Genomic DNA, 13,096 nt, shown 5'->3' with positions numbered 1-13,096 from the left:
ATCAGGCGCTGCGGTTGGTAAAGCTGTGCAGGGCTTTCTCGACGCATTGCGCGGTTTTGCCAAAGGCTTGCACGGTGGTTTCCGAGAACGGCCCGCCACCCTGGTCAGCCACCATCAGCATGACTACGCGGCCATTACAGCTCAGCGAGCGCAACAGCAGGTGCTCGCCGGTAAACAGGCGGCGCAGGATCGGTGGCAGCAGGGCGGCGAACTGCGCATGGTTGTCAGGACCGAGACGCACCTGGGCGGACTTTTCCAGCAAGCGTTGCAGCAATGTACTGTTGACCACATCCAGGCTCAGGTTGGCAGCGTCCTTCGGCAAGCCATCGGCCTGATGCACGCGCAAGGTGCTCAAGGCGCGATCCGCCATGAACAGCAATACGCGCTGCATGCCGCTGGCGACCAGGGCTTCCTTGGCGCACGTGGTCAGGTGCATCGCATTGGCAAAGCGGCTCGGCTCGACCAGCAGTTCCGTGCAACGGTTGCGCCACAGTGCCAGTGCTTCGGCCGTGGGCGGCGGCGCGGGCAGCAGGCCACGATGGACCTTTTGCACGTGCCACGGCCAGATCAGCGACAGGGCCGGGTGCCAGAGATCAGGCATCAAAGTGCTGCGAGCGCTGGTGACCGCTTGCTGGTGAACCTGCTGCTGCACATCGCCCAGTGGCTCCTGCAGGTACAGCGCAGTGAGGTATTGCCAGCGCTCGGTGTGCGGGCAGGTCCAGGACTCCTGCGCCGACAGCGCCAGGCCGTTGGCCAACAGCACCGTGTTGGCCGGCTGATTCAGCCAGCGGCGCAGGTTGGGTTCGGCGTCGAGTAACTGCTGGTGGCGCAGCGGGTCGTCTTCGCGGGCGATACGCAATGCCTTGACCAGCAGACGCCGCTCGCCCAGCAGCAGGTTATAGCCCTGGGATACCCAGATCGGCAGGTGCCACGCCGCAGTCAGGCCAAGGCACAGGTCCAGCAGGCGCACGCCGAACACGTGCTGCTCGACCTGGCGCGCCGACTCGCCCTTGTGGATCACCCGCAGCTCCCATTCCTCAAGCAGCTTGGGGTAGGCCACGGCCATCGGCCACAACGGTGACAGAAACAGCAGGCTGCCCCAATGGATGTCCTGCCACAGGCGCGCCAGGCGGCTGCCGAACAGGCCGTTGGCTTGCTGGGAAGCGTGCTGGCTGACCAGCAGCAGTTGGCGCAGCGCGACGGGAATCTCGCGGGCCGGCACCGACGGCAGGCGCACCAGCAGTTCTTCGGCGCGTTTAAGGCCGAGGCGATTGAGCGCCACTTCGAGGTTTTCCGCCGGTTCCGCCAGGCTGCCGTGGGTGTGGCTGTTGGCCTCGCGCATCACGCTGAGCACCAGGGCCGGGCTGTCTTGCATCAGCTCGGCGATGTCCCTCAATGAGCTGCGACTGTCGCGGATGGCTTTGCACACCCGCTCGTGGCTGGCCTGGGGAACGGGCAGCAGCACGTCGTCCAGGCACTTGATCCAGGCGGCGAGGGTGGCGGGTTTTGCAGTTGGGACTGTCGTTTCATTAGCCATGATTGGGGCGCGATCATCATATGTGTTCAACACACCCGTAACGGGCTGAATTGGCTTTTCGCCTTAACGGGCTATAGTCTGGCGCAGTTTTGCCGATAAGTAGAACAAGAGTTTTTCAGCTGCACCCACTATGTCCATGAACCCGACGGCGCAAGTACAGATCCCCTATGGCTAAAATTATCGGCATCATTGTCGTCATCGCAAGTGTGCTCGGTGGGTACGTCCTGTCCCACGGTAAGATTGCCGCGCTGATTCAGCCTTTCGAAGTGTTGATTATTGGCGGCGCCGCCTTTGGCGCTTTCTTGCAGGCCAACCCCGGCTACATGACCATGCACGTGATCAAGAAGTCGCTGGGCATGTTCAGCTCGCGCTTCTCCCACACGTTTTATCTGGAAGTGCTGGGGCTGGTCTACGAAATCCTCAACAAGAGCCGCCGCGAAGGCATGATGGCCATTGAAGGGGATATCGAAGACGCCGCCGCCAGCCCGATCTTCGCCAAGTACCCGGCCGTGCTCAAGGACGAGCGCATGACTGCCTATATCTGCGATTACCTGCGCATCATGTCCTCCGGCAACATGGCGCCCCATGAGCTCGAAGGCCTGTTCGACATGGAGCTGTTCAGCCTCAAGGAAGAACTGGAACATCCTTCCCACGCCGTGACCGGCATCGCCGACGGCATGCCTGGTTTCGGTATCGTCGCGGCGGTACTGGGTATCGTGGTGACCATGGCCTCCCTGGGTGAGGGCGATCAGGCGGCCATCGGCATGCACGTCGGTGCGGCGCTGGTGGGTACCTTCTTCGGTATTCTCGCGGCCTACGGTTTCTTCGGCCCGCTCGCCACCTCCCTGGCGCATGACGCCAAGGAAGAAATCAACCTCTACGAAGCGATCAAGGCGTGCCTGGTGGCGTCCGCGTCGGGCATGCCGCCGTCGTTGGCCGTGGAGTTCGGGCGCAAGGTGCTGTACCCGAAACATCGCCCAAGTTTCTCCGAGCTGGAACAAGCGGTTCGCGGTCGCTAAGCCATGGAAAACAACCAGCCGATCATCATCAAGCGCGTCAAGCGCTTCGCTGCGGGGCACCATGGTGGTGCCTGGAAAATCGCCTTTGCCGACTTCGCCACGGCAATGATGGCGTTCTTCCTGGTGCTGTGGCTGATGTCCACCGCCACCCCTGAACAGAAGATCGCCATTGCGGGTTACTTCAAGGACCCGATTGGTTTTTCGGAAAGTGGTACGCCCTTCGTGATCGACCTGGGCGGCTCGCCGCAACTGGCGCCGGAGCGCACCATCAATCCGGAAGTGCAGACCGAATCGCCCCAGGAAAAAATCCCGATCGAGCGCGATAGGGTCGAAAGCATGGCCGAACAGGTCGAGAAAGAACGCCTGGAGCTGTTGCTGCAAGAGCTGCAGAACAAGGTTGAGGAAAACCCGCAACTGCTCAAATTCAAGGATCAGATTTCCTTCGAAATTACCCCGGAAGGCTTGCGTATCCAGATCACCGACGCCGCCAACCGGCCGATGTTCGATTCCGGCAGCGCGCGCTTGAAGCCGTACTTCGAAGATATCCTGCTGGCCATGGCCGACACCATCAAGGCCGTGCCGAACAAGATCAGCATCAGCGGCCATACCGATGCCAAGCCCTATGCGGGGCAGGGCGACTTCGGCAACTGGGAACTCTCGGCCAACCGCGCCAACGCCGCCCGCCGCGCGCTGGTGGCCGGTAGCTATCCGGACCCGCAAGTGGCGCGGGTGGTGGGCTTTGCGTCATCGCAGCTGTTTGATCCGAAAGATCCGTTCAACCCGATCAACCGGCGCATCGATATCGTCGTGCTGACCAAAAAAGCCCAGCGAGCGATTGAGGGCGATCAGCCGCCGCCACCGCCTGCACAGGGCGAGGGCGCCCCCGGTGAGGTGCCGGCGGACCCGAATGCGCTGCCGCCAGGCCAGGAGCCGCTGCCGGCCCATGAGCTGCGTCAAAAGCTGAACCTGTTTGATGACGGTGGGGTGAAGGATCCGACGGCGCCTGTGCCGGGGTCGTAAGCTCTAAATACAACAAGGCCGCGATTATCGCGGCCTTGTTGTATCTGCCCGTCTCGTTGTAGGAGCGAGCTTGCTCGCGAAAAACGTCAACGAAAACGCCTGTATCCAGGATGCCCGCGTTGCTCTTGGGGCCTTCGCGAGCAAGCCCGCTCCTACAGAGGTGGAGGCAGCTTAGTAACTGCTCTCAGGCAAGCTCGCAATAATCGACCGATAGCTGTTCATCCGCTGTTGCTGCACGCGGCCATCCTCCAGCGCCTTGAGCAATGCACAGCCTGGCTCGCGGTCGTGTTTGCAGTCGCGGAAGCGGCAAGTGCCGATCAGGTCGTTGAATTCGATGAAGCCCGCTTCCACGTCGCTGCGGCTGACATGGCCGAGGCCGAATTCACGGATACCCGGGGAGTCGATCAACTCACCGCCACCTGGGAAGTGGAACAGCCGTGCGGTCGTGGTGGTGTGCGTGCCCTGGCCGGACAGCTCCGACAGCGGGCCGACGCGGGTGTCGACTTCCGGCAGCAGGCTGTTGACCAGCGACGACTTGCCCACACCCGACTGGCCGACAAACACGCTGATGCGCCCGTCCAACTGCTGTTGCAGCTGTTCCATGCCGTTGCCGTGATGGGCTGACACTTCCAGCACCGGGTAGCCCAGGGTGCGGTAGACCGCCAGCAATGCATTGAGCGCCGGAGCGTTCTGCTCGTCGATCAAGTCGAATTTGTTCAGCAGCAGCAGCGGGCGAATCCCGGCATGCTCGGCGGCGACGAGGTAGCGGTCGATCAGGTTGGCGTGGGGCTCGGGCAGCGGCGCGAACACAATCACGATCATGTCGACGTTGGCCGCCACCGGCTTGAGCTGGCCACGGCTGTCGGGGCGGCGCAGTTCGGTGCTGCGTGGCAACTGGGCGACGATCACGCCGATGCCCTGGTTACCGGCGCGCCACACGACTTTGTCGCCGGTCACCAGCGCAGGCAGGTTGGCGCGCAGGTGGCAGCGGGACACAGAGCCGGCGAGTTCGCCTTCCAGCGCCTCGACTTCGACCTGCACGCCGAAGTGCGCGATCACCAGGCCCGTTTGTTCGGGCCCCAGGTCGCCGCCCTCGAGCGCTTCCACGGCGGAGGATTCACGTTTGGCGGCGCGCGCTGCGCGTTCACCTTGAATCTTTTCGATGCGCCAGTTTTGGCGACGATTGAGCTGGCGTTTGGCCATTGGTGTTCCGTGTCGATAATGCAAAAGTTGGGTAAAACGGTCGCGAGTCTAGCACGGCCCCGCCTGCTAAACTGCGCAGCTACGCCAAGGTGCCAAGAGAATCAAGCCATGCAAAACCCACAGAACCTGATTTGGATCGATCTGGAAATGACCGGTCTGAACCCCGACACCGACGTTATCATCGAGATGGCGACCATTGTCACCGACAGCAACCTCAACACCTTGGCCGAAGGTCCGGTGATCGCCATTCACCACAGCGATGCTGTGCTCGCCACCATGGATGAGTGGAATACCCGCACCCATGGCAACTCGGGCCTGACCCAGCGGGTACGCGACAGCCGCATCAGCATGGCCGAAGCCGAAGCCGAAACCATCGCCTTCCTGGAAAAATGGGTGCCCAGGGGCAAGTCGCCGATCTGTGGCAACAGCATCTGCCAGGACCGTCGCTTCCTTTATACGCACATGAAAGGGCTGGAAAGCTACTTCCACTATCGCAACCTGGATGTGTCCACGTTGAAGGAACTGGCTGCGCGCTGGGCACCGGAGGTCAAAGACAGCTTCCACAAAGGCAGCACCCACCTGGCGCTGGACGATATCCGCGAGTCGATCGCCGAGTTGCAGCATTACCGCAAGCACTTCATCAAGGCCTGAAATCGGCGCGACCGCTGGACATGTGGGAGGGGGCTTGCCCCCGATGGCGGTGTGTCAGGCCCGGATGCATGGACTGACACTCCCTTTTCGGGGGCAAGCCCCTCCCACATTTGAATGGTTTTGCAAACCCAAGTGCGGGAGGGGAGGCGGGACGGCGATTATCCTTGCCCCCTTCTGGTGCCATCTGCAAATGATTAGACTGCCGGCCTCCCTGCAAGGATCGCCATCATGCTGCTGATGCTCTACCTCATCGCCATCACCGCCGAAGCCATGACTGGCGCCTTGTCCGCCGGTCGACGCGGCATGGACTGGTTCGGCGTGGTGTTGATTGCCTGCGTGACGGCGCTGGGTGGCGGGTCGGTGCGCGATGTGCTGTTGGGACACTACCCACTGACTTGGGTCAAGCACCCGGAATACCTGGTGCTGACCTCGGTGGCCGCGCTGGTGACCATCTTTATCGCACCGCTGATGCGCCGCCTGCGCTCGCTGTTTCTGGCGCTGGACGCTTTGGGCCTGGTGGCATTCACCCTGATCGGCTGCATGACCGCCCTGGAAATGGGGCATGGCATGCTCGTGGCGTCGGTCAGCGGCGTGATTACCGGCGTATTTGGCGGCATCCTGCGAGACATCTTCTGCAACGACATCCCGCTGATCTTCCGCCGTGAGCTGTACGCCAGCGTGTCGTTCCTGGCCGCCTGGTTCTACTTGCTGTGCCTGTATCTGCAATTGCCCAGCGAACAGGCGATTCTGCTGACCCTGTTCAGCGGCTTTCTACTGCGCCTGCTGGCGATCCGGTTTCACTGGGAAATGCCCAAGTTCGTCTACAACGACGATGTCCACTAGCGTGCGGCGTGTTGCTTGAGCGCCCACTCCACATGTTCGCGCACCAGTTCCGACGGGTAATCGCGCCGCGCCTTCAAGGCTTCCAGTACCGCAATGCTCGACGGCGCATTGCCCAGGCCCACCGCCAAATTGCGCAGCCAGCGCTCGTAACCGGCGCGGCGCAAGGGTGAGCCTTCGGTGCTGCTGAGGAATTTATCCTCGTCCCACATAAACAATTGGGCAAGTTCCGCGTTATCCAGATTGTGCCGTGGCTTGAAATCGCTTTCGGCGGTGGGCCGGGCGAAACGATTCCACGGACAAACGATCTGACAGTCATCGCAGCCGAATACGCGGTTGCCGATCAGAGGGCGCAGGTCCTCGGGGATTGCGCTCTTGAGTTCGATGGTCAGGTAGGAAATGCAGCGCCGGGCATCCAGCACGTAGGGACCGACGAAGGCGTTGGTAGGGCAGATGTCCAGGCACGCGGTACAGCGGCCGCAATGTTCGGTGGCGTGGGGTGGGTCCACCGGCAATGGCAAATCGACAAACAGTTCGCTCAGGAAGAAATAGCTGCCGGCCTTGCGATTGAGTACCAGGGTGTTTTTGCCGATCCAGCCGAGGCCGGCCTGTTCGGCGATGGCTTTTTCCAGGACCGGTGCGCTGTCGACGAAAGCGCGAAAGCCGAACGGCCCGATCTGCGCCTGGATACGGTCAGCCAATTGCTGCACGCGCTTGCGGATCAGCTTGTGATAATCGCGGCCCAGGGCGTAGCGCGAGATATAGGCTTTTTCCGGCTGGGCCAGCAGTTGCGCCATCTGGGTGTCGCCGGGCAGGTAGTCCATGCGCAGCGACACCACGCGCAAGGTGCCCGGCACCAGCTCATCGGGGTGGGAGCGTTTGCTGCCGTGGGCGCCCATGTAGTCCATCTCGCCGTGGTAGCCCGCGTCGAGCCAGCGTTGCAGGTGCTGTTCATGCTCGGCCAGGTCGAGGCCGCTGATGCCGACTTGCTGGAAGCCCAGCTCGCGGCCCCAGTCTTTGATCGATTGGGCGAGAGCAGGCAGATCGGAGGTAATAGCGGGCATGAGACACGGGAAACCACAGGTTAGATGCGTATAATTCTGCCAGACATCGGAGCTTGAAGACGCATGCCTCAGACAAAACACGAAATAACCGACGTTCAGCTGTTGTTGCCGGGCCACTTGCCGCAACTGGCTGCGCGTTCGCTGGACGCTCATAAAGGCCAGTTCGGCCACCTGCTGGTGATCGGCGGCGACCGAGGCTTTGGCGGGGCAGCGTTGCTCAGTACCGAAAGTGCCTTGCGCAGTGGTGCGGGGATGGTGTCGTTGGCGACACGCGTTGAGCATGTTCCCGCCGCGCTGGCTCGTCTGCCCGAAGTGATGACAAAGGGTGTGAATTCGGCCAACCAGCTGATGGGCCTGCTGGAAAAGATCTCGGTCATTGTGATCGGGCCCGGTCTGGGTGACGCATCCTGGGGTAAAAGCCTGCTGTCCGTCGCCGCCAACGCGCCCCAGCCGCAAGTCTGGGACGCCGACGCCTTGAATCAACTGGCGACGGGCAGCGTCAGCCTGCCGGCCAACTGCGTGATTACCCCGCATCCAGGCGAAGCCGCACGGCTGTTGGGCATCTCGACAGCCGAGGTTCAGGCCGATCGCCTCAAGGTGGCGCGCGCGTTGAGCCAGACATTCAATGCGGTGACTATCCTCAAGGGCGCCGGCAGTTTGATTGCAAGTCCGGACGGTCGTGTTTCACGCTGTGACCAGGGCCATCCCGCCATGGCGACGGCGGGGCTGGGTGACGTATTGGCCGGCCTCGTCGGTGCATTGCTGGCCCAGGGCATGCACGGCTATGAGGCAAGCTGCCTGGCCGTGTGGTTGCACGCCACGGCAGGGGATCGTCAGGGCACGTTCGGTCGCGGCCTCGCCGCCAGTGACCTGATACCGGCCATTCGTCAATTGTTGGAGGAGCAGTCGCCGTGCCTGAAGTAATTCTTTTCCTGGCGGATGAAGAGGCCATGGTCGGCCTCGGCCAGCACATTGCCCAGGTCACGGCCGGGGCAGGGCTGATCTTCCTCGAGGGCGACCTGGGAGCGGGCAAGACCACGCTGTCCCGAGGCATCATTCGCGGTTTGGGGCATGCCGGTGCGGTAAAAAGTCCGACGTTCACACTGGTCGAACCCTATGAGATCGGTAACATTCGCGCCTTCCACTTCGATCTCTATCGCTTGGTGGACCCTGAAGAGCTGGAATTCATGGGCATCCGTGATTATTTCGACGAAGACGCGTTATGCCTGATCGAGTGGGCAAATAAAGGCACAGGCTTTTTGCCAAAGCCGGACATGACCATTACCATTACGCCGCATGAGCACGGACGTCAGTTGAAGTTGTTGCCCCAGAGCGCGCGCGGCCAGTCGTGGTGCGCCGCTTTGGCACTGGAATTCAAATAATTGGTGGGGTTAGGTATGCGCTTTCGCGCGTTGGTTGCTGTCGTGGGGGTGTTGCTTGCGGCAATGACTGTCAATGCTCTGGCTGCTTCACAGGTGAAAAGTGTGCGCCTGTGGCGAGCGCCGGATAACACGCGACTGGTGTTCGACCTGTCTGGCCCGGTCCAGCACAGCGTCTTTACCCTCACGGCGCCCGATCGCCTGGTGATCGACATCAACGGTGCGAGCCTGGCCGCGCCGCTGAAAGTCTCCACCGCCAATACACCCATTACCGCCATGCGTTCGGCCCAGCGCACGCCGACCGACCTGCGCGTGGTCATCGACCTGAAAAAGGCGGTCACCCCAAAAAGCTTTTCCCTGGCCCCCAACGCCCAATATGGCAACCGCCTGGTGGTCGATCTGTTCGACAACCCCGCCGATGCCGCGCCGCCGCCTGTGCCGACGCCCAGCGTCGCGACAGTGCCTGCGGTGCCGGTCAACCCCTCGCAACCTCAGGTCAAGTTGCCACCGCCGCCGCCCGCTCCGGCAGGCAAGCGCGACATTATTGTGGTGATCGACGCCGGCCACGGTGGCGAAGACCCGGGCGCCTCCGGTTCGCGCGGCCAACATGAAAAAGACGTGGTGCTGGCCATCGCCCGCGAACTGCAACGCCAGGTCAACGGCATGAAAGGGTATCGCGCCGAACTGACCCGTACCGGCGACTACTTCATTCCGTTGCGTGGACGTACTGAAATCGCACGTAAGAAAGGCGCAGACCTGTTCGTCTCGATCCACGCCGACGCTGCACCTTCCACCGCCGCTTTCGGTGCGTCGGTGTTTGCCCTGTCGGATCGCGGCGCGACGTCCGAGACCGCGCGTTGGCTGGCCGACAGTGAAAACCGTTCCGACCTGATCGGCGGGGCCGGTAACGTGTCCCTCGACGACAAGGACAAAATGCTCGCCGGCGTACTGCTCGACCTGTCGATGACCGCCTCGCTGACCTCCAGCCTGAACGTCGGCCAGAAAGTCCTGAGCAACATCGGTCGCGTCACGTCGCTGCACAAACAGCGCGTTGAGCAAGCCGGGTTCATGGTGCTGAAGTCGCCGGATATCCCGTCGATCCTGGTCGAGACCGGATTCATCTCCAACGCCAACGAGGCATCCAAGCTCGCCAGCGCCGGCCACCAGCAAGCATTGGCGCGCTCGATCAGTGCCGGCGTGCGCCAGTTCTTCCAACAGAACCCGCCACCGGGCACTTACATCGCCTGGTTGCGTGATTCCGGCAAAATTGCCCAGGGCCCGCGTGACCACCGCGTGCAGCCCGGCGACACCGTGGCCATGTTGGCCGTACGTTTCCAGGTCACGCCCGCCGCCTTGCGCAGCGCCAACAACCTGAAGACCGATGAGCTGAAGATCGGCCAGGTGTTGACCATCCCGGGCACCGAATTGGCGGCGCAGTAATGAGCGAATCTGTTTTGAATAGTGGCTCGCGTATCGAATTGCTCAGCCCGCGCCTGGCTAACCAGATCGCTGCGGGCGAGGTGGTCGAGCGCCCGGCCTCGGTGATCAAGGAACTGCTGGAAAACAGCATCGACTCCGGCGCCAAACGCATCGACGTTGACGTGGAACAGGGCGGCGTCAAGCTGCTGCGGGTGCGGGACGATGGCAGCGGCATTTCTTCGGATGACCTGCCGCTGGCCCTGGCCCGTCACGCCACCAGCAAGATCCGCGATCTGGAGGACCTTGAACGGGTGATGAGCCTGGGCTTTCGCGGTGAGGCCCTGGCCTCCATCAGCTCCGTGGCCCGCTTGACCCTGACCTCGCGTACACGCGGCGCCGAGCAGGCCTGGCAAGTGGAAACCGAAGGCCGCGACATGGCGCCCCGGGTCCAGCCGGCAGCCCATCCGGTGGGCACCTCGGTGGAAGTGCGCGACCTGTTCTTCAACACCCCGGCGCGGCGCAAGTTCCTCAAGGCCGAAAAAACCGAATTCGATCACCTGCAGGAAGTGATCAAGCGTCTGGCCCTGGCGCGTTTCGACGTGGCGTTCCATCTGCGCCACAACGGCAAGACCATCCTCAGCCTGCACGAAGCCAATGACGACGCCGCGCGCGCTCGGCGGGTGGCGGCGGTGTGCGGTGGTGGCTTCCTGGAGCAGGCGCTGCCGATAGAGATTGAACGCAATGGCTTGCGCCTGTGGGGTTGGGTCGGTTTGCCGACCTTCTCCCGCAGCCAGGCGGATTTGCAGTATTTCTTCGTGAATGGCCGGGCGGTGCGCGACAAGCTCGTGGCCCATGCGGTGCGCCAGGCGTACCGCGACGTGTTGTTCAACGGGCGGCATCCGACGTTTGTGCTGTTTTTTGAGGTCGATCCCTCGGTGGTCGACGTCAACGTGCACCCGACCAAGCACGAAGTGCGCTTTCGTGATGGGCGCATGGTGCATGACTTTCTGTATGGCACCTTGCACCGTGCCTTGGGCGATGTGCGCCCGGATGATCAGTTGTCGGCGCCCATCGTGACGGCGGTAGTTCGCCCAAGCGGCCCTGAGGCCGGTGAGTTCGGCCCCCAGGGCGAAATGAGCCTCGCCGCTAATCTGTTGCAGTCACCGCAGCCGCAGCCCAATTACACGGCGCCCAACGCGGGAGCCGGCGCCGGTTATCAATATCAATACACACCGCGCCCGCAATCGACCGTGCCGGTGGCCGAGGCCCAGGCGGCTTATCGTGAGTTCTTCGCGCCGCTGCCGGGTGCCGAGCCAGGCACCGTTGCCTTGCCCGAGGGTGGCGGTGATATTCCACCGTTGGGCTACGCGCTGGCACAGCTCAAGGGCATCTACATCCTTGCGGAAAATGCCCACGGCCTGGTGCTGGTGGACATGCATGCGGCTCACGAGCGCATCATGTACGAGCGCTTGAAGATCGCCATGGCCAGTGAAGGGCTCAGTGGCCAGCCATTACTGGTACCGGAATCCCTGGCGGTGAGCCAGCGTGAAGCCGATTGCGCCGAAGAGCACCACGGCGTGTTCCAGAAGCTGGGCTTCGAACTGCAACGCCTGGGCCCGGAAACCCTGGCGATCCGCCAGATTCCCGCGCTGCTCAAGCAAGCCGAGGCTAACCGCCTGGTAGCCGATGTATTGGCCGACCTGATGGAGTACGGCACCAGCGACCGTATCCAGGCGCATATCAACGAGCTGCTCGGCACCATGGCCTGCCACGGCGCCATCCGCGCCAACCGTCGCCTGGCCCTGCCGGAAATGAACGGCCTGCTGCGCGACATGGAAAACACCGAGCGCAGCGGCCAATGCAACCATGGCCGCCCGACCTGGACCCAGATGGGCCTGGATGATCTGGACAAACTGTTCCTGCGCGGTCGCTGATGAGTGCCTTGCCCCCCGCGATTTTCCTCATGGGCCCAACGGCCGCCGGCAAGACCGACCTGGCCATCGAGCTGACCAAGGTCTTGCCGTGCGAACTGATCAGTGTGGACTCTGCCCTGGTTTACCGGGACATGGACATCGGCACGGCCAAGCCTTCGAAAGACGTGTTGGCCCGGCATCCGCATCGTTTGATCGACATTATCGACCCGGCCGAGAGCTATTCGGCTGCGGATTTCCGTACCGACGCCCTGGCCGCCATGGCCGAGATCACCGCGCGGGGTAATATCCCGTTGCTGGTCGGCGGCACGATGCTCTACTACAAGGCTTTGCAGGAAGGCCTGGCGGATATGCCGCCCGCCGATGCCCAGGTGCGTGCCGAACTCGAAGAAGAGGCTGCACGCCTTGGCTGGCAAGCCCTGCACGACCAGTTGGCGGCGGTGGATCCGGTGTCGGCGGCGCGCATTCACCCCAATGATCCCCAGCGTCTGACCCGCGCGCTGGAAGTCTGGCGCGTCAGTGGCCAGACCATGACTGAACACAGGCTGAAACAAACTGCGCAAAGTGCTGATGCAGGCGCATCTGGCCGGTCACAATTGCCCTATACTGTGGCGAACCTGGCCATCGCTCCGGCAAACCGCCAGGTGCTGCATGAACGAATTGCACAAAGATTCACAAATATGTTGGAACAGGGGTTTGTGGAGGAGGTCGTAGCACTGCGTTCCAGAGGTAATCTGCATGCAGGTTTGCCTTCGATACGTGCTGTAGGCTACCGCCAAGTCTGGGATCATCTGGATGGCAAGCTGACGTCAGCCGAAATGCAGGAGCGCGGCATCATTGCCACGCGCCAATTGGCGAAGCGCCAGTTCACCTGGCTGCGCAGCTGGAGCGATTTGCACTGGCTGGACAGCCTGGACAGCGACAATCTGTCACGCGCCTTGAAATACCTGGGAACGGTCTCCATATTGAGCTGAGTCCTTGCAATTGCCGTCTATCCTTGGGGGTGTGGCGGCCATGAGCTATTTATTTTTCC

The 13,096-nt window shown here is 62.3% G+C and carries 12 protein-coding genes; 9 read left to right on the top strand and 3 right to left on the bottom strand.

The window, feature by feature from the left end:
* Position 1: 1 nt before the first annotated feature.
* The gene (locus CIB54_RS05485; RefSeq protein WP_065951523.1) at positions 2-1,537 is read right to left on the bottom strand and encodes an HDOD domain-containing protein; all 1,536 of its coding nucleotides are present in this window, start codon (positions 1,535-1,537) and stop codon (positions 2-4) included.
* A 167-nt stretch (positions 1,538-1,704) separates the two neighbouring features.
* Between CIB54_RS05485 and motA the strand changes: the two genes are divergently transcribed.
* Complete coding sequence (gene motA, locus CIB54_RS05480) at positions 1,705-2,556, top strand: flagellar motor stator protein MotA (RefSeq protein WP_065951522.1); 852 nt, start codon at positions 1,705-1,707, stop codon at positions 2,554-2,556.
* 3 nt (positions 2,557-2,559) lie between these two features.
* A complete protein-coding gene (gene motB, locus CIB54_RS05475; protein ID WP_065951521.1) occupies positions 2,560-3,576 on the top strand; it encodes a flagellar motor protein MotB in 1,017 nt (338 codons plus the stop codon).
* Positions 3,577-3,747: 171 nt separating this feature from the next.
* On the opposite strand, the gene rsgA is transcribed toward motB, so the two are convergent.
* Positions 3,748-4,779, bottom strand: coding sequence for a small ribosomal subunit biogenesis GTPase RsgA (gene rsgA / locus CIB54_RS05470; protein WP_005784215.1), 1,032 nt, complete (start codon positions 4,777-4,779; stop codon positions 3,748-3,750).
* Between the two features lie 108 nt (positions 4,780-4,887).
* Between rsgA and orn the strand changes: the two genes are divergently transcribed.
* A complete protein-coding gene (gene orn / locus CIB54_RS05465; RefSeq protein ID WP_065886529.1) occupies positions 4,888-5,430 on the top strand; it encodes an oligoribonuclease in 543 nt (180 codons plus the stop codon).
* Positions 5,431-5,655: 225 nt separating this feature from the next.
* Positions 5,656-6,273 (top strand): trimeric intracellular cation channel family protein, encoded by a 618-nt coding sequence (locus tag CIB54_RS05460; protein WP_170827587.1) that lies wholly within the window; start codon positions 5,656-5,658, stop codon positions 6,271-6,273.
* Here CIB54_RS05460 and queG read toward each other — a convergent pair.
* Entirely contained in the window at positions 6,270-7,334 is a 1,065-nt protein-coding gene (queG, locus tag CIB54_RS05455) for a tRNA epoxyqueuosine(34) reductase QueG (protein ID WP_101218944.1), read from the bottom strand. The genes CIB54_RS05460 and queG overlap by 4 nt on opposite strands.
* A gap of 63 nt (positions 7,335-7,397) precedes the next feature.
* On the opposite strand from queG, the gene CIB54_RS05450 reads away from it, so the two are divergent.
* The 5 genes from CIB54_RS05450 to miaA are packed head-to-tail and all read left to right on the top strand — an operon-like array spanning position 7,398 to position 13,037.
* Entirely contained in the window at positions 7,398-8,258 is an 861-nt protein-coding gene (locus tag CIB54_RS05450) for an NAD(P)H-hydrate dehydratase (RefSeq protein WP_065951519.1), read from the top strand.
* Positions 8,246-8,716, top strand: a complete 471-nt coding sequence (gene tsaE / locus CIB54_RS05445; protein WP_101218942.1) for a tRNA (adenosine(37)-N6)-threonylcarbamoyltransferase complex ATPase subunit type 1 TsaE — start codon at positions 8,246-8,248, stop codon at positions 8,714-8,716. Before CIB54_RS05450 ends, tsaE begins: the two co-directional genes overlap by 13 nt.
* Before the next feature lie 15 nt (positions 8,717-8,731).
* Positions 8,732-10,153, top strand: coding sequence for an N-acetylmuramoyl-L-alanine amidase (locus tag CIB54_RS05440; RefSeq protein ID WP_065951517.1), 1,422 nt, complete (start codon positions 8,732-8,734; stop codon positions 10,151-10,153).
* Entirely contained in the window at positions 10,153-12,066 is a 1,914-nt protein-coding gene (mutL, locus tag CIB54_RS05435) for a DNA mismatch repair endonuclease MutL (RefSeq protein WP_065951516.1), read from the top strand. Before CIB54_RS05440 ends, mutL begins: the two co-directional genes overlap by 1 nt.
* On the top strand, positions 12,066-13,037 hold the full coding sequence (miaA, locus tag CIB54_RS05430; RefSeq protein ID WP_065951515.1) for a tRNA (adenosine(37)-N6)-dimethylallyltransferase MiaA: 972 nt from the start codon (positions 12,066-12,068) through the stop codon (positions 13,035-13,037). Before mutL ends, miaA begins: the two co-directional genes overlap by 1 nt.
* Positions 13,038-13,096 lie beyond the last annotated feature (59 nt).

It is taken from the genome of Pseudomonas fluorescens (assembly GCF_002837185.1).
GTDB classification, from domain to species: Bacteria; Pseudomonadota; Gammaproteobacteria; order Pseudomonadales; family Pseudomonadaceae; genus Aquipseudomonas; species Aquipseudomonas fluorescens_AM.
The sequence above is the reverse complement of the archived record's forward strand: the minus strand, read 5'-3'. Positions and strand labels throughout refer to the sequence as shown.

Bases quoted from the DNA above. Each gene is read 5' to 3' on its own strand.
- CIB54_RS05485 (WP_065951523.1), bottom strand. From the start codon at position 1,537: ATGGCTAATGAAACGACAGTCCCAACTGCAAAACCCGCCACCCTCGCC.
- motA (WP_065951522.1), top strand. From the start codon at position 1,705: ATGGCTAAAATTATCGGCATCATTGTCGTCATCGCAAGTGTGCTCGGT.
- motB (WP_065951521.1), top strand. From the start codon at position 2,560: ATGGAAAACAACCAGCCGATCATCATCAAGCGCGTCAAGCGCTTCGCT.
- rsgA (WP_005784215.1), bottom strand. From the start codon at position 4,779: ATGGCCAAACGCCAGCTCAATCGTCGCCAAAACTGGCGCATCGAAAAG.
- orn (WP_065886529.1), top strand. From the start codon at position 4,888: ATGCAAAACCCACAGAACCTGATTTGGATCGATCTGGAAATGACCGGT.
- queG (WP_101218944.1), bottom strand. From the start codon at position 7,334: ATGCCCGCTATTACCTCCGATCTGCCTGCTCTCGCCCAATCGATCAAA.
- CIB54_RS05450 (WP_065951519.1), top strand. From the start codon at position 7,398: ATGCCTCAGACAAAACACGAAATAACCGACGTTCAGCTGTTGTTGCCG.
- CIB54_RS05440 (WP_065951517.1), top strand. From the start codon at position 8,732: ATGCGCTTTCGCGCGTTGGTTGCTGTCGTGGGGGTGTTGCTTGCGGCA.
- mutL (WP_065951516.1), top strand. From the start codon at position 10,153: ATGAGCGAATCTGTTTTGAATAGTGGCTCGCGTATCGAATTGCTCAGC.
- miaA (WP_065951515.1), top strand. From the start codon at position 12,066: ATGAGTGCCTTGCCCCCCGCGATTTTCCTCATGGGCCCAACGGCCGCC.